At 65.7% G+C, this 18,022-nt stretch carries 15 protein-coding genes; 13 read left to right on the top strand and 2 right to left on the bottom strand.

Annotated features, from left to right (window positions below; all coding sequences use genetic code 11):
* Nucleotides 1-15: 15 nt before the first annotated feature.
* From AC0GNO_RS20450 to AC0GNO_RS20415, 8 genes are all read left to right on the top strand, one after another.
* Complete coding sequence (locus AC0GNO_RS20450; protein WP_472888407.1) at nucleotides 16-1,161, top strand: BMP family ABC transporter substrate-binding protein; 1,146 nt, start codon at nucleotides 16-18, stop codon at nucleotides 1,159-1,161.
* 158 nt (nucleotides 1,162-1,319) lie between these two features.
* A complete protein-coding gene (locus AC0GNO_RS20445; protein ID WP_472905294.1) occupies nucleotides 1,320-2,381 on the top strand; it encodes a Rieske 2Fe-2S domain-containing protein in 1,062 nt (353 codons plus the stop codon).
* Between the two features lie 72 nt (nucleotides 2,382-2,453).
* The gene (locus AC0GNO_RS20440) at nucleotides 2,454-3,491 is read left to right on the top strand and encodes an adenosine deaminase (protein WP_472905293.1); all 1,038 of its coding nucleotides are present in this window, start codon (nucleotides 2,454-2,456) and stop codon (nucleotides 3,489-3,491) included.
* Between the two features lie 100 nt (nucleotides 3,492-3,591).
* Nucleotides 3,592-4,695, top strand: coding sequence for a BMP family ABC transporter substrate-binding protein (locus AC0GNO_RS20435; protein ID WP_472888404.1), 1,104 nt, complete (start codon nucleotides 3,592-3,594; stop codon nucleotides 4,693-4,695).
* Between the two features lie 97 nt (nucleotides 4,696-4,792).
* Nucleotides 4,793-6,067, top strand: coding sequence for a guanine deaminase (guaD, locus tag AC0GNO_RS20430; RefSeq protein WP_472905292.1), 1,275 nt, complete (start codon nucleotides 4,793-4,795; stop codon nucleotides 6,065-6,067).
* Between the two features lie 134 nt (nucleotides 6,068-6,201).
* Entirely contained in the window at nucleotides 6,202-6,777 is a 576-nt protein-coding gene (dcd, locus tag AC0GNO_RS20425; RefSeq protein WP_472888402.1) for a dCTP deaminase, read from the top strand.
* A gap of 106 nt (nucleotides 6,778-6,883) precedes the next feature.
* Nucleotides 6,884-7,783, top strand: a complete 900-nt coding sequence (gene ypfJ / locus AC0GNO_RS20420) for a KPN_02809 family neutral zinc metallopeptidase (protein ID WP_472905291.1) — start codon at nucleotides 6,884-6,886, stop codon at nucleotides 7,781-7,783.
* A gap of 133 nt (nucleotides 7,784-7,916) precedes the next feature.
* Nucleotides 7,917-9,392, top strand: a complete 1,476-nt coding sequence (locus AC0GNO_RS20415) for a DEAD/DEAH box helicase (protein ID WP_472905290.1) — start codon at nucleotides 7,917-7,919, stop codon at nucleotides 9,390-9,392.
* Between the two features lie 5 nt (nucleotides 9,393-9,397).
* On the opposite strand, the gene AC0GNO_RS20410 is transcribed toward AC0GNO_RS20415, so the two are convergent.
* Nucleotides 9,398-10,237, bottom strand: a complete 840-nt coding sequence (locus tag AC0GNO_RS20410; protein ID WP_472905289.1) for a symmetrical bis(5'-nucleosyl)-tetraphosphatase — start codon at nucleotides 10,235-10,237, stop codon at nucleotides 9,398-9,400.
* A 9-nt stretch (nucleotides 10,238-10,246) separates the two neighbouring features.
* Here AC0GNO_RS20410 and AC0GNO_RS20405 point away from each other — a divergent pair, with 9 nt between their 5' ends.
* The gene (locus AC0GNO_RS20405) at nucleotides 10,247-11,545 is read left to right on the top strand and encodes a hemolysin family protein (protein WP_472905288.1); all 1,299 of its coding nucleotides are present in this window, start codon (nucleotides 10,247-10,249) and stop codon (nucleotides 11,543-11,545) included.
* A gap of 16 nt (nucleotides 11,546-11,561) precedes the next feature.
* On the opposite strand, the gene AC0GNO_RS20400 is transcribed toward AC0GNO_RS20405, so the two are convergent.
* Nucleotides 11,562-12,470 carry a LysR family transcriptional regulator gene (locus tag AC0GNO_RS20400; protein WP_472905287.1) on the bottom strand — a complete coding sequence of 303 codons (909 nt, stop codon included), beginning with the start codon at nucleotides 12,468-12,470 and terminating at the stop codon, nucleotides 11,562-11,564.
* Between the two features lie 183 nt (nucleotides 12,471-12,653).
* Here AC0GNO_RS20400 and AC0GNO_RS20395 point away from each other — a divergent pair, with 183 nt between their 5' ends.
* From AC0GNO_RS20395 to AC0GNO_RS20380, 4 genes are all read left to right on the top strand, one after another.
* Nucleotides 12,654-14,075, top strand: a complete 1,422-nt coding sequence (locus tag AC0GNO_RS20395; RefSeq protein ID WP_472888396.1) for a form I ribulose bisphosphate carboxylase large subunit — start codon at nucleotides 12,654-12,656, stop codon at nucleotides 14,073-14,075.
* A 132-nt stretch (nucleotides 14,076-14,207) separates the two neighbouring features.
* Nucleotides 14,208-14,561, top strand: coding sequence for a ribulose bisphosphate carboxylase small subunit (locus tag AC0GNO_RS20390; protein WP_472888395.1), 354 nt, complete (start codon nucleotides 14,208-14,210; stop codon nucleotides 14,559-14,561).
* A 287-nt stretch (nucleotides 14,562-14,848) separates the two neighbouring features.
* Nucleotides 14,849-15,652 (top strand): CbbQ/NirQ/NorQ domain-containing protein, encoded by an 804-nt coding sequence (locus AC0GNO_RS20385; RefSeq protein ID WP_472905286.1) that lies wholly within the window; start codon nucleotides 14,849-14,851, stop codon nucleotides 15,650-15,652.
* A 7-nt stretch (nucleotides 15,653-15,659) separates the two neighbouring features.
* On the top strand, nucleotides 15,660-18,017 hold the full coding sequence (locus AC0GNO_RS20380; protein ID WP_472905285.1) for a nitric oxide reductase activation protein NorD: 2,358 nt from the start codon (nucleotides 15,660-15,662) through the stop codon (nucleotides 18,015-18,017).
* Nucleotides 18,018-18,022: the final 5 nt, after the last annotated feature.

Here is an 18,022-nt window from a genome sequence, read left to right as displayed (position 1 = left end):
AACAAAGAGGTTTCCATGACTGACCTGAGCAAACGTTCCCTGATGAAGCTCGCCGCGTTGACCGCGGTGGCCAGCGCTGCGCTGATCGGCTGCGGCAAGAAGGAAGAAGCCGCACCCGCGCCGGCGCCCGCACCTGCCGTGGTCGAGGCGCCCAAGGCCGAGCCGCTGAAGATCGCGTTTGCCTACGTCGGCCCGGTGGGTGACGGTGGCTGGACCTTCGCGCACGACAACGGCCGCAAGGCCGTCGAGGCCGAGTTCGGCGACAAGGTGGTGACCAGCTTCGTGGAGAACGTGCCCGAGAGCGCTGACGCCGAGCGCGTGATCCGCGACCTGGCCAGCCAGGGCAACAAGCTGATCTTCGGCACCACCTTTGGCTACATGGAGCCCATGCTCAAGGTCGCGCCCGACTTCGCCGACGTGAAGTTCGAGCACGCCACCGGCTACAAGACGGCCGCCAACCTGCGCACCTACGACAGCCGCACCTACGAAGGCGCCTACATGGCCGGCGTGATCGCCGGTTCCATGACCAAGACCAACACGCTGGGCGTGGTGGCCTCGATTCCGATTCCCGAGGTGATCCGCAACATCAACAGCTTCACGCTGGGTGCGCAGTCGGTCAACCCCAAGGTCAGCACCAAGGTGGTCTGGATCAACAGCTGGTTTGATCCACCAAAGGAAACCGAAGCGGCCACCTCGCTGATCAACGGCGGCGCCGACGTGCTGATGCAGAACACCGACTCCTCGGCCGTGCTGCAGACCGCCGAGAAGATGGGCAAGCGTGCCTTCGGCTGGGATTCCGACATGACCGCCTACGGCCCCAAGGCCCACCTGGGTTCGGCCGTGATCAACTGGGCGCCGTACTACATCAAGTCCACCAAGGACGCGCTGGAAGGCACCTGGAGCACCGGCGGCGTGTGGTGGGGGCACAAGGAAGGCGCGATCGACATGGTGTCCATCGCCGAAGACGTGCCGGCCGAAGCCAAGGCCAGGATCGACGAAATCAAGGCCGGTCTGAAAGACGGCAGTTTCGCGATCTGGAAGGGTCCGCTCATGGACCAGGCGGGCAAGGAAGTGCTGGCCAAGGACGTGGTCGCTGACGACGCGTTCCTGGGCGGCGTGAAGTTCTATGTGAAGGGTGTGGAAGGCAAAGTGCCCAATTGATGCACCCCCCGCGCCGCTTCGCGTCACCCCCCGAGGGGGCGATGCGAGTGGCCCGGCGAAGCCGGTTCCACCGCATCCTGGGGTGAAGACACGCGCGCCGGAGACCATCGCCGCTGCCTTTTTTGCAGCGGCGATTTGCTTTTTGAAGGATCACACCCATGATCGAGACACAACTCTGGCATCCGGTGACCGCGTCGCACATGGTGCGCGATGCGCCGGTGGCGGTGGAGCTGCTGGGCAAGCCCCTGGTGCTCTGGCGCGAGCCGGGACACGAGGGCGCACACGGTGTGGTGCACGCCTGGGCGGACCGCTGTCCCCACCGCGGTGCACGCCTGTCGCTCGGTCGTGTGCTGAACCACCTGCATGGCGCGCGGCTGGAGTGCCCGTACCACGGCTGGCAGTTCGGCGGCGACACCGCGGCCCAGCAGGCGGTGGTGCCGGTGGCCGTGGGGCGTTGTGTGCATGTGCCGGCGGCACCGGTGTTTGAGCCGCCCGCGTCCCATTGTGCGACCGTGTTTGAGGCGGTCGAGCGCCACGGGCTGGTGTGGGTGCGCCTGGAGCGGCCCGACCGCACCCGCGTGCCAACGGCCCTGACGGAACCGCCCGCGTTCGAGCCCTGGAGCGATCCGCTCTGGCGCCAGGTGCTGTGCGGTCCCTACGAGGTGGCCACCAGCGCGCCACGCCTGGTCGAGAACTTCCTGGACCTGAGCCATTTCGGTTTTGTGCACGAGGGCTGGCTCGGTGAGCGCAGCCATGCGCAGGTGGAAACGGGCCGGGTGGAAGAGGGCGCCGAGGGTCTGGTGGCCCGCGACTGCAAGGCCTGGCAGCCGCGTGCCTACGCGGGCGCCAGCGAGGGTGGCTTCATCACCTACCGCTACACGGTCCCGCACCCGTTTGCCGCGGTGCTGCGCAAGGACGCGGCCGAGGGCGATCCGGTGAGCAACGCGATCGCGCTGTTCATCCGGCCCGATTCGGCGACGGGTTGCACCGCCTGGTTCGCCATGGCCACGCTGGGCGACCTGTCGGACGACGAGGAACTGCGTGCTTTCCAGGACGCCGTGTTCGCCCAGGACCGCCCCATCGTCGAATCCCAGGTGCCGAAGACGCTGCCGATCGGCCAGGACGGACCGATCAACGAGGTGCACAGCCCGGCCGACCGCATGTCCAGCGCCTACCGGCGCTACCTGGCCCGGCTGGGTGTGTCTTTGGGCGTGTGTTGAAGCACGACCCCATGCAGGGTCTGTGGGTATCGACAGCCTGTAAATTCCAGTTCGACAGCAAGGAGCACCGTCATGAAGAACCCCGCCATTGAACGCGCCGTGGCCCTGGCCCGGGTGATCCCGAAGGCCGAGCTGCACATCCACATCGAGGGTTCGCTGGAGCCCGAGCTGATCTTTGCGCTGGCGCAGCGCAACGGCGTGCAGCTGCCCTATGCCGATGTCGAAGCCCTGCGCGCGGCCTACGCCTTCACCGACCTGCAGAGCTTCCTGGACATCTACTACGCGGGTGCCAGCGTGCTGCTGCAGGAGGCCGATTTCTACGACATGGCCTGGGCCTATTTCGAGCGGGCCAAGGCCGATCACGTGATTCACACCGAGATCTTTTTTGACCCGCAGACGCACACCGCGCGGGGCGTCTCTATGGCGACGGTGGTCCAGGGCCTGTCACGCGCCTGCGCCGACGCGCAGAGCAAGCTGGGCATCAGTTCGGCGCTGATCCTGTGTTTCCTGCGCCACCTGAGCGAAGCCGAAGCCTTCGCCACGCTGGAAGCCGCACTGCCGTACCGCGAACACTTCATCGGCGTGGGGCTGGATTCCAGCGAGGTGGACCATCCGCCCGAGAAGTTTGTGCGCGTGTTCGCGCGCTGCCGTGAACTGGGTTTGCGCATCGTCGCGCACGCGGGCGAAGAAGGTCCGCCCGAGTACATCTGGGAAGCGCTGGAGCTGCTGCAGGCCGAACGCATCGACCACGGCGTGCGCTGCCTGGAGGACCCGGTGCTGGTGGCCGAACTGGCGAAGCGCCGCACGCCGCTGACCGTGTGTCCGCTGTCCAACCTGAAACTCTGCGTGGTTGACGACCTGGCCGACCACCCGATGAAACAGCTGCTCGACGCGGGCCTGTGCGCCACCGTCAATTCGGACGATCCGGCCTATTTCGGCGGTTACCTCAACGCGAACTTCGAACAGACCGTGCGCGCCCTGGCGTTGACGGAGGCCGACGTGATCAAGCTGGCGAAAAACAGTTTTGAAGCGAGCTTCGTCAGTGAGGCACAGCGGGCCGCGATGGTTGACGCGCTGGACCGTTCGGTCGGCCTGGCCGCACTCGCCTGAACGGGCGGCATCAACGCCCCACGGTACAATCTGCCCCCTGCGAGCCGGTGCTTCCCCGGCTCGCTTTTTTTGTCCTTCGGAAGCCATGTAGAGGAACACCATGTACAAAAACCTCGTGGCCCGGCGCGCCTGCGCCCTGGCGGTCACCAGCTTTTTCTTTTCTTTTCCCTTCTCCGCACAAGCCCAGACGGCGCCCGTCGCGCCACCGGTCAAGGCCGCGTTCGTCTACGTCGCGCCGCTGACCGACGCCGGCTGGGTGCGACAGCACGACCAGGGCCGCAAGGCCGTGGAAGCGGCGCTGTCCGGCAAGGTGCAGACCACCTTCGTGGAAAACGTGGCCGAAGGCCCGGACGCCGAGCGCGTGATCCGCGACCTCGCGCAGCAGGGGCACCAGATCATCTTCACGCCCAGCTTCGGCTACATGGAGCCCACGCTGAAGGTGGCGCGTGAATTTCCGAACGTGAAGTTCGAGTCGGTCACGGGTTACAAGACCGCGCCCAACGTGGCCACGTCCAATGCGCGTTATTACGAAGGCCGTTACCTGGCCGGTGTGGCGGCCGGGCGTTTGGCCACGCAGGCCGGCTACGTGGCGGGTTTCCCGATTCCCGAGGTGGTGCAGGGCATCAACGCCTTCACGCTTGGCATGCGTTCGGTGAACCCGGCGGCCACGGTGCGCGTGGTGTTCCTGGGCGAGTGGTTCAACCCGCCGCGCGAGCGCGAGGCGGCCATGACGCTGATGAACCAGGGCGCCGAGGTGCTGGCTTTCCACACCGGCTCCACCGCCGTGATGACGGCGGCGCAGGAGCGCGGCAAGCTCGCCGTGGCCTACCACTCGGACATGCGCAAGGTCGCACCCGACGCGCAGGTGGTGGCGGTGACCCACCTCTGGGGCGACTACTACACCCGCCGCGTCAAGGCCGTGTTGGACGGCAGCTGGAAGAGTGGCAGCGTCTGGGGCGGCGTGAAGGACGGCATGATCCGCGTCGACGGGTTTGGCAGCAAGGTGCCCGCCGCCGTGCAGGCGGAGGTGCTGGCGCGCCAGGCCGACATGGCCGCGGGCCGGCTGCAACCGTTTGCCACGAAGGCCGACGTGCGGAACAACGAAGGCCAGGTGGTGATGGCCGCCGGCCAGTCGCTCAGCGACGCCGAGATCCTGAACATGAACTGGCTGGTCGAGGGCGTGGTGGGCAAGCTGGCGCGCTGAAGGCGGGGTGCGCCCGGCGGGCCGCGTGACGTTCGTCATGGGGTTATCTGCCCCGCCGTATGCCGCAGGCGGGCGGTGCCGGTAAGCTTCAGACTGCATGAAAGCCTACCGAGCCGCCCTTCTTCGTTTCTCCGACGACCACACCCCCCTCTACGAATCCGATGGCCTGCTCGTGGTCGGCCCCGACGCGAACGGGCGCCGGGTCGTGCGGGCGGTGGGATCCTATGACGCGCTGGTGGACCGCTTTCCCGGCGTGGCTGTGGAAGACCTGCGTGGCAAGCTGATCGCGCCCGGTTTCTTGGACATGCACGTCCACTACCCGCAGACCGACGTGATCGGTGCACCCGCCGCGGGCCTGCTGCCCTGGCTGGAAAACTACACCTTCCCGCACGAATCGCGCTTCAGCAACGAAGACCACGCACGCGAGGTGGCGGGCTTTTTCTTTGACGAATTGCAGCGCCATGGCGTCACCACGGCCTTGACCTTCGCCACCTCGCACCCGCAGTCGGTGGACGCGGCGTTCAAGGAGGCCCAGGCGCGCGGCCTGCGTTTCATCACCGGCAAGGTGCTGCAGGACCGCCACAGTCCCGATGGTGTGCGCGATGACACCGAACAGAGCCTGATCGACACCGAGAACCTGATCCAGCGCTGGCACGGCGTGGACCGCCTGGGTTACGCCATCACACCGCGTTTTGCGCCCACCAGCACACCCGCCCAGCTGCGAGGCGCCGGCGAGCTGGCGGCGAAATACACCGGCGTGTGGATCCAGTCGCACGTGGCCGAAAACTTGGACGAGGTGAAATGGGCGGCCGAACTGTTCCCGGACGCGCGCAGCTACCTCGGCGTTTATGGCGACCACGGCCTGCTGCGCGAGCGCGCGGTGTACGCCCACTGCATCCACCTCGATGCGGACGACCGGGCGCTCATGCGCGAAACCGGTGCCGCAGCGGCGGTGAGCCCCACCAGCAACCTGTTCCTGGGCAGTGGATTCTTTGACTTCGCCGCGGCCGACGCCGCCGGCATGCGCTACGGCCTGGCCAGCGACGTGGGCGGCGGCACCAGCTTTTCTCCTTTCCACACCATGCTCGCAGCGTATTACGTGGGCCGCGAAGGCCAGAGCAAGACAGGCCTGAGCCTCACGCCAGGCCAGCTCTGGTGGCAACACACGGCGGGTGCGGCCCGGGCGCTGGGGCTGGACGGCGTGGTGGGCAACCTGCAGCCCGGCTGTGAGGCCGACTTCGTCGTGCTCGACCCGCAGGCCACGCCGCTGCTGGCGCGCAAGACGGCTCAGGCGAACAGCCTGGACGAACTGCTGTTCGCGCTGATCGTGCTGGGCGATGACCGGGTGGTGGAGCGAACGCACACGGCCTGAAGACCGCGCGCTCCACGCTCCGCCGCTGCGCGGGTTGCAGCCGCTTATGGGGGCTGATCTGGCTGGGGGCGGCCCGGCGCCAGATCGTTGGGTGGTCCTGAGTGCCTACAATCCGGGGCAACCGGAGCAAATACATGAGCATCAAGAGCGACAGATGGATCCGCCGCATGGCCGAGCAGCACGGCATGATCGAGCCCTTCGAACCGGGCCAGATCCGGCAGAACGCCGCCGGCGAAAAGATCGTGAGCTACGGCACCAGCAGCTACGGCTACGACATCCGCTGCGCGCCCGAATTCAAGGTCTTCACCAACATCCACAGCACGGTGGTGGATCCGAAGAACTTCGACGAAAACAGCTTTGTGGACATCAACAAGGATGTCTGCGTCATCCCGCCCAACAGCTTCGCGCTGGCGCGCACCCTGGAGTATTTCCGCATCCCGCGCAATGTGCTGACCATCTGCCTGGGCAAGAGCACCTACGCGCGCTGCGGCATCATCGTCAATGTGACGCCGTTCGAGCCCGAGTGGGAAGGCTACGTGACGCTGGAATTCAGCAACACCACGCCGCTGCCCGCCAAGATCTACGCCGGTGAGGGCTGTGCCCAGGTGCTGTTCTTCGAGAGCGACAAGGACGACGTCTGCGAGACCAGCTACAAGGACCGCGGCGGCAAATACCAGGGCCAGGTGGGTGTGACGCTGCCCAAGACCTGAAATCGCCACACCGATCGCAACGGAAGCGCTGCCCCCGGCAGCGCTTTTTGTTTGGAGCTTTGCATAATGGGTCTGGCTGTGTCGCCAGACCCGAGGAGAACGCACCATGAAATGGGGAAACAACCGCCAGTCGGACCAGGTTGAAGACCGTCGCTCCTCATCGGGGGGCGGCATGTTCGGCGGTGGAGGTCGGCGCACCGGCGGACGCAACATCGGCCTGGGCACCATCGTGATCGCGCTGATCGGCGGCTGGATCTTCGGCATCAACCCCATGACCATCCTGAGCTTCCTGGGCGGCGCGGGCGACCTCGCACCGACACAGACGCAGAACGCGCCGGCATCGGCCCCGGCGGGCAAACCGACCGATGAAATGGGCCAGTTCGTCGCAGCCGTGCTGGGCGGCACCGAAGATGTGTGGATGACCGTGTTCCAGCAGAGCGGCTCGCAGTACCAGAAACCGCGCCTGGTGCTGTTCCGTGGCGCCGTGCCCACGGCCTGCGGCACCGGCCAGTCGGCCATGGGCCCGTTTTATTGCCCGGGTGACCAGAAGGTCTACATCGACCTGAGCTTCTACGAGACGCTGCGCAGCCAGCTCGGCGCGCCCGGCGACTTTGCCCAGGCCTACGTCATTGCGCACGAGGTGGGCCACCATGTGCAGAACCTGATGGGCCTGACCCAGCAGATGGAGCAGGCCCGGCAGCGCGTGAGCGAGCGCGAATACAACGCGCTGTCCGTGCGGCTGGAGCTGCAGGCCGACTGTTTTGCCGGCATCTGGGCGCACCACAACCACAAGACCAACGCCATCCTGGAGCCGGGCGACGTGGAAGAGGCGCTGAACGCAGCCGCGGCCATCGGTGACGACGCCATCCAGCGCAAGAGCCAGGGGCAGGTGGTGCCCGACAGCTTCACCCACGGCACCAGCGAACAGCGCCAGCGCTGGTTCCACAAAGGGCTGGAAACCGGCAGCGTCAAGGCCTGCGACACCTTCAACGCGCGGCAGATCTGACGCCTGCCTGCGGGTGGCGTCTGGCGGGTGCCACCCGGGGCTTCGCCGTCTGCGCTGGGTGAAAAGCGCTCAAAGTGCGACAATATCAGGCTAAAGCCCTGCCAGCGCGCATGGACACGCAACGCGCATTGAAATGACCCTATCCTTCTCCCAACTCTCTCTCTCTCCTTCGCTGGAGCGCGCCGTGGCCGAAATGGGCTACGAGAACATGACGCCGATCCAGGCACAGGCCATCCCCGTGGTGCTGCAGGGACGTGACGTGATGGGTGCCGCCCAGACCGGTACCGGCAAGACCGCCGCCTTCACGCTGCCCCTGCTGCAGCGCATGATGAAGCACGACAACACGTCTACCTCGCCCGCGCGCCACCCGGTGCGCGCCTTGGTGCTGTTGCCCACGCGCGAGCTCGCCGACCAGGTGGCCGAGCAGGTCAAGCTCTACGCCAAGTACACCAACCTGCGCAGCACCGTGGTGTTCGGTGGCATGGACATGAAGCCGCAGACCGCCGAGCTGAAAAAGGGTGTCGAGGTGCTGGTGGCCACGCCGGGGCGTCTGCTGGACCACATCGAAGCCAAGAACTGCGTGCTCAACCAGGTCGAATACGTGGTGCTCGACGAGGCCGACCGCATGCTCGACATCGGCTTCCTGCCCGATCTGCAGCGCATCCTGTCTTTCCTGCCCAAGCAGCGCACCACGCTGCTGTTCTCGGCCACGTTCTCGACCGAGATCAAGCGCCTGGCCAACAGCTACCTGCAGGACCCGGTGACCATCGAGGTCGCACGCTCCAACGCGACAGCTTCCACGGTGGAGCAACATTTCTACCGGGTCGACGACGACGACAAGCGCGGTGTGCTCAAGAAGATCCTGGCCGAGCGAGGTCTCAAGCAGGCCTTCGTGTTCGTCAACAGCAAGCTCGGATGTGCCCGCCTGGCGCGTTCGCTGGAGCGCGAAGGCCTGAACACCACGGCCCTGCACGGCGACAAGAGCCAGGACGAGCGCCTGAAGGCGCTCGAAGCCTTCAAGAGCGGCGCGGTCGACCTGCTGGTGTGTACCGATGTGGCCGCGCGCGGCCTGGACATCAAGGACGTGCCGGCGGTCTTCAACTTCGACATCCCGTTCAACGCCGAAGATTATGTGCACCGCATCGGCCGCACCGGCCGCGCGGGCGCGTCGGGTCTGGCGGTGTCGTTTGTCAGCGCGCGCGACACGCGCCTGATGGGCGATCTGGAAAAACTGCTGGGCAAGAAGCTGGAACTCGAAGCGCTGGAGCTGGAGGCCGACAAACGACCGGCCGGCCACTTCAACGACGGCCAGCGTGCCTGGCAGCAGCCCGAAGAGGTCCGCGAACAACGCGAGATCCGCGAGAGCCGTGGCGCGCGTCCCGAGCGCGAAGCGCGTGCGCCGTCCAGCCGCCCGGTGCGCGCACCCCGTGCGCCCGCCGATCCCCTGTTCGACAAGCCTTACGAGCCCAGCCTGGCCGCCGAGGCCACGCCGTCCTGGGAAGCCGCGCAGAAGCCGGCCAGCCGCCTGTCGCCCAACATCAAGACCCGCAAGAAGGTGCCGGCGCTGTTCAAGAGCGCGCCGGTGGCCCCTGTGACCGACAACAGCTGAATCCATCAGCCCTTGCCCGGTTGGCGGGTCTGCGGGCAGCGCACGGCGATGCGTTCGACCTCGCCCGGTTGCGACCCCAGTCGCGCGGCCGTCAGGCAGCCCCCCCACACACAACCCGTGTCCAGTGCCAGCACACCCGGGCGCTGCACGTCGGCGTCCAGCGTCGACCAGTGGCCGAACGCCACCGGCGTGCCTTCGGTGCGCCGCCCCGGCACCTCGAACCACGGCATGAAGCCCGCCGGTGCGCTGTCCGCGCTGTCTTTGGTGTCGAACTCCATCACGCCCTGCGGCGAACAGAAACGCAGCCGCGTGAGCGCATTGACAATCACGCGCAGCCGCGCGGCGCCGCGCAGGCCGTCGCTCCAGAAGTCGGGCTGGTTGCCGTACATCCCGTGCAGGAAAACGCCCCAGTCCGCGCTGCGCAGTGCCGCTTCCAGCTCGCCCGCCAGCGCCAGGGTCTGCGCCGCATCCCACTGGGGCAGCACGCCTGCGTGCACCATCAGCCAGCCGTGGGCCTGCAGCGCCATGGAGCGCGTGCGCAGCCAGTCCAGCAGGTCGTCGCGGTCGGGGGCGTTCAGGATGTCGGCCACGGTATCGCTGCGGTGCGGCTTGCGCACGCCGTGCGCCACGGCGAGCAGGTGCAGGTCGTGGTTGCCCAGCAGGCAATGCGCCGCCCCTTCGAGCGCCATCAAGCGGCGCAACACCGCCAGCGACGACGGACCGCGATTGACCAGGTCGCCCAGCAGGTACAGCGTGTCGCGGCTGGGTGAAAAACCGATCTCGTCCATCAGACGTCCGAGGGCCTCGTCGCAGCCCTGCACGTCGCCAATCATGTAAAGTGCCATGCGCCCATTATGGATACCCTCTTAATCATCTTTCTCACCCTGCTCAATGGCGCCTTTGCCATGTCGGAACTGGCACTGGCGTCCAGTCGCAAGGCCCGGCTGTCGGCCATGGCGGAAGCTGGTGACAAGGGCGCTGAGACCGCTCTGAAGCTGCTCGAAGATCCCACGCAGTTCCTCTCTTCGGTGCAGGTGGGCATCACCTCCATCGGCATGCTCAACGGTATCGTCGGTGAAGCCGCATTCAGCGGTGACCTGGCGGCCTGGCTGCAGGGTCTGGGGCTGACCGAGGCCACGGCCAGTGTGAGCGCCACCGCGGTGGTGGTGGTGGTGATCACCTTCATCACCATCGTGTTCGGCGAACTGGTGCCCAAGCGGATCGGTCAGCTCTACCCGGAAACGGTCTCGCGCTGGGTTTCGAGGCCCATGGCCTGGGTGGCGAAAATCGCGCGCCCCTTCGTGCTGCTGCTGTCGGTGACCACGCAGGGCACGCTCAAGCTGCTGCGCGTCGATACCAACGCCGTGCAGCACGTGACCGAAGAAGAAATCAACGCCAGCCTGGAAGAGGGGGTCGACGCGGGCCTCATCGAGGAGCACGAACACCAGATGGTGCGCAACGTGTTCCTGCTCGACGACCGCCAGCTCACCTCCATCATGGTGCCGCACGCCGACATCGAATGGCTGGATGCGGAAAGCGCCATCGACGAAGCGGTGCAAAAGGCCTGGACCACCGGCCATTCGTGGTACCCGGTCTGCCGCGGCGGGCTCTCCGATGTGGTCGGGGTGATCCACCTGCCCCGCATGCTGGCGCTGCAGGCCGAGGGCAACAACGAGCCGATCATGCGCCACGTGCAACCGGCGGTGTTCGTGCCCGAAACGCTCTCGGGCATGGAGCTGCTGGAGCAGTTCCGCGAGCGCTCCACGCGCATGGTGCTGGTGGTGGACGAATACGGGGTGGTGCAGGGATTGCTCACACCGCTGGACATGCTCGAAGCCATCACCGGCGAACTCTACCCCCACGAGGCACTGGATGCCTGGGCCACGCAACGCGAGGACGGTAGCTGGCTGGTGGACGGGGCCATGCCGGTGGCTGAACTCAAGGCCCGGCTGGACATCGAGGAACTGCCCGACGAAGACAAGGGCCGCTACAACACCGTGGCCGGGCTGATGCAGACCGTGGCCGGGGAGTTGCTTGCGCAGGGCGACACCGTTGATTGCGCGGGCTGGCGCTTCGAGGTGCTGGTGCTTGACGGCCGCCGCATCGACCAGATCCTCATCACCCCGCTGGAGCCCGCCGAAGACATGGCCTGAGGACCGTCCCGGGTGTTCAGCCGATCGGCTGCGGCCGGTGCTCGAACAGCCAGTCCTTGAACGCCAGCGCCGCGGCCGACAGCCGCTTGCCACGCGGGTAGACCACGTGCCAGCGGCGGATCAGCGGAAAACCCACCACATCCAGCAGCACCAGCTCGCCCAGCGCCAGCTCTGAGGTGACCGTGGTGGCCGACAACACCGCCAGACCCAGGCCACCGGCCACGGTCTGCTTGATCGCTTCGTTGCTGCCCACCTCCAGCCGGTTCTTCAGCGTCACGCCTTGGCTGGCGAAGAACTTCTCGGCGGTAAGCCGTGTGCCCGAGCCAGGTTCGCGCAGGATGAAAGGTTCGCTGTTCAGGCGGCTGGGAGCGATCTTTTTCTTGCCCGTCAGCGGGTGGTCGGGCGGCGCCACCAGCACCAGCGGGTTGTCTGCAAAAGCCTCGCTGACCACGTCCATTTGCTCGGGTGGTTGTCCCATGATGTAGAGGTCGTCCTCGTTGTTGGCCAGGCGTTGCAGCAGCTTTTCGCGGTTGCCCACCAGCATGGCCACTTCGATGCCCGGGTGCGCCGCGCAGAAGCCGCCCAACAGCTTGGGCACGGTGTATTTCACCGTGGTGAGGATCGCGAGTTTCAGGCTGCCACGTTCCACACCTTGCAGAGCCGCGAGATCTTCGGAGAGGCGTTCCATGCGACTTTGAATGTCTTCACACGCCTCGGCCAATGTCTTGCCGGCGGCCGTGAGGTAGATCTTTTTTCCCAGCTGTTCGAACAGCGGCTGGCCCACCGTTTCCGCCAGTTGCTTGACCTGCAGCGACAGCGTGGGCGGGGAGAGGTGCAAGTCTTCGGCGGCGCGGGCAAAGCTGCTGTGCCGAGCCACAGCGAGAAAGATGCGCAGCTGGTGCAAGGTGGCGTGGCGCAGGTTCATGGGCTTGTCTCTAATGTTTGAGTTTAATAAACCGTAATATTAAAAACATTTTACTTTTATTTATTGATTGTGCAGTCAACAATCCGCACCAGTTCAGAGCAACGGCGCCCCATCTCAGCACACCGGGGCCGCTTTGAGCACCACAGTGAGACGTTTGACCACCCCGAAAAGGAGCAACCCGCAATGGCTACGAAGATCTACAGCGCCGGTGTCAAGGAATACCGCAGCACGTACTGGGAACCCCACTACACCCCCAAGGACACTGACATCCTCGCGTGTTTCAAGATCACGCCGCAGGCCGGCGTGGACCGCGAAGAAGTGGCCGCAGCCGTGGCGGCCGAATCGTCCACCGGCACCTGGACCACGGTCTGGACCGACCTGCTGACCGACCTGGACCACTACAAGGGACGCGCCTACCGCATCGAAGACGTGCCCGGCGACGACACCTGCTTCTACGCCTTCGTGGCCTACCCGATCGACCTGTTCGAAGAAGGCTCCATCGTCAACGTGCTGACCTCGCTGGTGGGCAACGTGTTCGGCTTCAAGGCACTGCGGGCCCTGCGCCTGGAAGACATCCGCTTCCCGATTGCCTATGTCAAGACCTGCGGCGGTCCTCCGGCCGGCATCCAGGTCGAACGCGACCGTTTCAACAAGTACGGTCGCCCGCTGCTGGGTTGCACCATCAAACCCAAGTTGGGCCTCTCGGCCAAAAACTACGGCCGTGCGGTGTACGAGTGCCTGCGCGGTGGTCTGGACCTGACCAAGGACGACGAGAACGTCAACAGCCAGCCGTTCATGCGTTGGCGTGATCGTTTCGAATTCGTGGTCGAAGCCTGCCAGAAGGCCGAGCGCGAAACCGGCGAGCGCAAGGGTCACTACCTGAACGTGACCTCACCGACGGTGGAAGAGATGTTCAAGCGCGCCGAGTTCGCCAAGGAACTGGGCGCTCCGATCATCATGCACGACTTCCTCACCGGCGGCTTCACCGCCAACACGAGCCTGGCCAACTGGTGCCGTGACAACGGCATGCTGCTGCACATCCACCGTGCCATGCACGCCGTGCTGGACCGCAACCCGCACCACGGCATCCACTTCCGCGTGCTCAGCAAGTGCCTGCGCCTGTCGGGTGGTGACCACCTGCACTCCGGCACCGTGGTGGGCAAGCTCGAAGGCGATCGTGAGGCCACGCTGGGCTGGATCGACATCATGCGCGACTCGTTCATCAAGGAAGACCGCAGCCGCGGCATCTTTTTCGACCAGGACTTCGGTTCGATGCCGGGCATGTTCCCGGTCGCCTCGGGCGGCATCCACGTGTGGCACATGCCCGCGCTGGTCAACATCTTCGGCGACGACTCCTGCCTGCAGTTCGGTGGCGGAACGCTGGGTCACCCCTGGGGCAATGCGGCGGGCGCCTGTGCCAACCGCGTGGCGGTCGAGGCCTGCGTCAAGGCCCGCAACGAAGGCGTGGCGGTGGAAAAAGAGGGCAAGACCGTGCTGATGGATGCCGCCAAGCACTCGCCCGAACTCAAGATCGCCATGGAAACCTGGAAAGAGATCAAGTTCGAGTTCGACACAGTGGACAAGCTCGACGTGGCGCACAAGTGAGCCTGTCGATTTCGATCCATGACTTTGTCGCAAAGCCTTGCCGTGCCTTCAGCACTGTCTGCGGCTTTGCTTCGCGTCCTGAATCGAACTTGACAGGTTCGGACGCAGCGCTATTTTTTAAAGGAACCCATCATGAGCATGCAAGACTACACCTCACGACTCTCCGACCCTGCCAGCCGCAAGTTCGAGACCTTTTCCTACCTGCCGGCCATGACCGATGCGGATATCCGCAAACAGGTCGAGTACCTGGTGAAAAAGGGCTGGAACCCCGCGATCGAACACACCGAGCCGCAGTACCTGATGGACTCCTACTGGTATATGTGGAAGTTGCCGATGTTCGGTGAGACCGACGTGGACAAGGTGCTGGCCGAAGCCGCAGCCTGCCGCAAGGCCAACCCGGACAACCATGTGCGCCTGATCGGCTACAACAACTTCTCGCAGTCGCAGGGCACCTCGATGGTGATCTATCGCGGAAAAACGGTGTAACTGTTGATCCCCCCGCGCCGCCTGCGGCGTCACCCCCCCAGGGGGCGATGCCTGTGGCCCGGCGAAGCCGGTTCCACGGCATCTCTGGTTACTGCACGCGCTCCGGACGTTTGGTTGGAATTTCTTCTCAACTGATCGCTCGTGAGCGTGGTGCGGTGTGGCCGACGCAGTGAGGTAAAGGAGGAGCCGACCGCAGGCCGGCGGGGGACACGAACGGAGTTGGCCGCGCCGCAGCACGCGGTGCAGCGTCAACGAGCCAACGCGACGAACGAGACAAGGAGACGAACATGAGCGAAACACTCGACGCCTACCGCGTCGCACAGCAACCCTATTACCGCCCGGTGGCCGATGAGGTCGAACTGTACGAGGCCGCGTACTCGGTGCGCATGCCCATGATGCTCAAGGGCCCCACCGGCTGCGGCAAGACACGCTTTGTCGAGTACATGGCGTGGAAGCTGAACAAGCCGCTGATCACCGTGGCCTGCAACGAAGACATGACGGCCAGTGACCTCGTCGGCCGCTTCCTGCTCGACGCCCAGGGCACCCGCTGGCAGGACGGCCCGCTGGCCATGGCCGCGCGCCTGGGCGCCATCTGCTACCTTGACGAAGTCGTTGAGGCGCGGCAAGACACCACCGTGGTGATCCATCCGCTGACCGACAACCGCCGCGTGTTGCCGCTGGAGAAAAAGGGCGAGCTGGTCAAGGCCCACCCGGACTTCCAGATCGTCATCTCCTACAACCCGGGCTACCAGAGTCTGATGAAGGACTTGAAACAGTCCACCAAGCAGCGCTTCGGTGCGCTGGATTTCAACTACCCGGAACACGACATCGAAGCGGAGATCGTGGCCCACGAAACCGGCGTGAGCCTGGACGTGGCGGGCAAGCTGGTCGGCATCGCCGAGCGTGCACGCAACCTCAAGGGCCATGGCCTGGATGAAGGCATCTCCACCCGCATGCTGATCTACGCGGGCAGCCTGATCGCCAAAGGCGTGGCCGCTCAGGCCGCCTGCCGCGTGGCCCTGGTGCGCCCGATCACGGACGACCCGGACATGCGCGACGCGCTGGATGCAGCGGTTTCGACATTCTTCTGATCTCGCCATGAGCGTTCACCTGCACGACCACACCGAGTGGACCGACCAGCTGGAGCCGGCTTCGCGCGAGCTGCTGGAGCGCAGCTGGCCCGATGCGACCAAGGTGTTTTCGGCGCGTGGACTGGACAACTACGTGAAGGGCGCCGCCGCGCTGCGCGGTCTGGGCCGTGGCCACGAACTGGTCAACGCCTGGATCGACGGCGCGCCACAGGTGGCGCAGGAGATCGGCGAGGACGTGGTTGGTGAACTGGCCACCACCGCGCTCATGCTCGCGTCCAAGACATCGGGTGCGGTGATCGAGCTGATGCTGGCGACCGCGCCCACCGCCGCGCGCCGCCTGGCCGATGGCGCGCTGTTCATGCAGTACCTCCAGTTCCTCAACACCCTGGTGGCGCAGGCGCCGCGCGGGCTGCGGCCCATGCTGGGCCAGCTGGACGCGCTGTTCGGTCAGCTCACGCTCGGCGGCCTGCGGCGCTGGGCTACCTGGGGCGCGCAGGCGCACCGCACGAACTTCGAAGAACAGGTCGCGTACTTCGGCCTGCAGTCCAAAGAGTCGCTGGCCATGTTGCAGAAGGAACGCAAGGGCACGCTGCTGGTGGACGTGCAGCGGCGCATCAACATGTACCTGCGCGCGCTCTGGGGGCGCGACTTCTTCATGCGCCCCACGGCGGGCGACTACGAGAGCCGTGAGGGCTACCGCCCCTTCATCGAGGACTATTTCATCCACCTGCCCGACGCGTATGACGCGGTGGACGGCAACGCCGGCCAGGTGGACGCCACACAGCTCTACCGCGCCGCCGCCGCGCACGCCGCCTCGCACGTGGTGTTCACGCGCCAGCCGATCTCGGCCGAATCGCTGAACCCGTGGCAGATGGCGGTGATCGGTCTGATGGAAGACGCTCGGGTGGAATCGCTGACGCTGGCGCGCTTTCCCGGCATGCGCCCGCTCTGGGCCCAACTGCACACCGTGACCGCCACTCAGTGCGCCACGGCAGGCGACTGGCTCAACCGCCTGGCGCGCGCGCTGCTCGACCCCGCCTTTGAAGACGCGCATCCCTGGATCGCCCAGGGCCGCGCGCTGCTGGCCGAGGCGCTGCCGCGCATGCAGGCAGCACCGCATGACAACACCGTGTCGTGGGAACTCGGCGTGCAACTGGCGCACAGCTACCGCGAGCTCACGTTGGGGCCCAGCTACCAGCCGCGCACCGATCTGCAAAGCGCGACCTATCGCGACGACAACCGCTACTTCTGGGCCTTTGACGGTTTTGACTTTGAACGTTCCATCGCTGCGGGGTACGAGCCACCGCAGCAGGTGCGCAAGCAGGTCGGTCTGATGGAGTTCGTCAACGAGCTGGAAGTGGAGGGCGCGGGCGACGATGCGCAGGAGGTCTGGGTGCTGGGCACCGAGCTCTTCCCGTACGAAGATCTGGGTGTGTCCTTCAACCAAAGCGAAGGCCGCGAGCCGGTGCTGCCGCCGGTGCACTACGGCGAATGGGACCACATGATCCAGCTCGAACGCCCGGCCTGGGCCACGGTGCAGGAACGCCGACCCAAGGTCGGCGACGTGGCGGTGATCGACGGCATCCTCGTCGAGCACCGGCGCCTGATCGGCCGCATGAAGTACATCCTGGACGCGATGCAGCCACAAGGTGTGCAGCGCATCCGCAAGCTCGAAGACGGCGACGACATCGACCTCAACGCGGCGCTCGCGTCGGTGATCGAGATGCGCATGGGCCGCCAGCCCGATCCGCGCATCATGATGCGCAGTGTGCGCAAGACGCGCGACATCTCGGTGCTGGTGCTGCTTGATCTCTCGCAGTCCACCAACGACAAGGTGGCCGGGCAGGACCACACGGTGCTCGAACTCACGCGTTCGGCCTGCGCGCTGCTGGCGGATGCGATCCAGAAAGTGGGTGACCCGTTCGCCATCCACGGCTTCTGCTCCGATGGCCGCCACGACGTGAACTACTGGCGATTCAAGGACTTTGACCAACCCTACGACAGTGTGGCCAAGGCGCGCCTGGCCGGCATGGAAGGGCAGCTCTCCACCCGCATGGGCGCGGCCGTCCGCCACGCCGCGGCGGCGCTGAAGGCGCAGCGCAGCAGCAAAAAGCTGCTTCTGGTCATCACCGACGGTGAACCCGCCGACGTGGACGTGCGCGACCCGCAGTACCTGCGTCACGACACGAAAAAAGCGGTGGAAGAAGCGGGCCGAAACGGCGTCATGACCTACTGCATGAGCCTGGACCCGCGCGCCGACCAGTACGTGCGCCGCATCTTCGGCGAGCGCAACTACCTGGTGGTGGACAAGGTGGAACGCCTGCCCGAGAAGCTGCCGGTCCTGTATGCTGGATTGACCCGATAACCTGG

Source organism: Hydrogenophaga sp. L310 (genome assembly GCF_055703065.1).
This window is presented reverse-complemented; position numbering and strand designations above follow the sequence as displayed.

Excerpts from the sequence above, each read along its gene's own strand:
- AC0GNO_RS20440 (WP_472905293.1), top strand. The coding sequence starts at position 2,454 with ATGAAGAACCCCGCCATTGAACGCGCCGTGGCCCTGGCCCGGGTGATC.
- AC0GNO_RS20395 (WP_472888396.1), top strand. The coding sequence starts at position 12,654 with ATGGCTACGAAGATCTACAGCGCCGGTGTCAAGGAATACCGCAGCACG.
- AC0GNO_RS20445 (WP_472905294.1), top strand. The coding sequence starts at position 1,320 with ATGATCGAGACACAACTCTGGCATCCGGTGACCGCGTCGCACATGGTG.
- AC0GNO_RS20415 (WP_472905290.1), top strand. The coding sequence starts at position 7,917 with ATGACCCTATCCTTCTCCCAACTCTCTCTCTCTCCTTCGCTGGAGCGC.
- ypfJ (WP_472905291.1), top strand. The coding sequence starts at position 6,884 with ATGAAATGGGGAAACAACCGCCAGTCGGACCAGGTTGAAGACCGTCGC.
- AC0GNO_RS20385 (WP_472905286.1), top strand. The coding sequence starts at position 14,849 with ATGAGCGAAACACTCGACGCCTACCGCGTCGCACAGCAACCCTATTAC.
- AC0GNO_RS20410 (WP_472905289.1), bottom strand. The coding sequence starts at position 10,237 with ATGGCACTTTACATGATTGGCGACGTGCAGGGCTGCGACGAGGCCCTC.
- AC0GNO_RS20380 (WP_472905285.1), top strand. The coding sequence starts at position 15,660 with ATGAGCGTTCACCTGCACGACCACACCGAGTGGACCGACCAGCTGGAG.
- AC0GNO_RS20450 (WP_472888407.1), top strand. The coding sequence starts at position 16 with ATGACTGACCTGAGCAAACGTTCCCTGATGAAGCTCGCCGCGTTGACC.
- dcd (WP_472888402.1), top strand. The coding sequence starts at position 6,202 with ATGAGCATCAAGAGCGACAGATGGATCCGCCGCATGGCCGAGCAGCAC.
- AC0GNO_RS20405 (WP_472905288.1), top strand. The coding sequence starts at position 10,247 with ATGGATACCCTCTTAATCATCTTTCTCACCCTGCTCAATGGCGCCTTT.
- AC0GNO_RS20400 (WP_472905287.1), bottom strand. The coding sequence starts at position 12,470 with ATGAACCTGCGCCACGCCACCTTGCACCAGCTGCGCATCTTTCTCGCT.
- AC0GNO_RS20435 (WP_472888404.1), top strand. The coding sequence starts at position 3,592 with ATGTACAAAAACCTCGTGGCCCGGCGCGCCTGCGCCCTGGCGGTCACC.
- guaD (WP_472905292.1), top strand. The coding sequence starts at position 4,793 with ATGAAAGCCTACCGAGCCGCCCTTCTTCGTTTCTCCGACGACCACACC.
- AC0GNO_RS20390 (WP_472888395.1), top strand. The coding sequence starts at position 14,208 with ATGAGCATGCAAGACTACACCTCACGACTCTCCGACCCTGCCAGCCGC.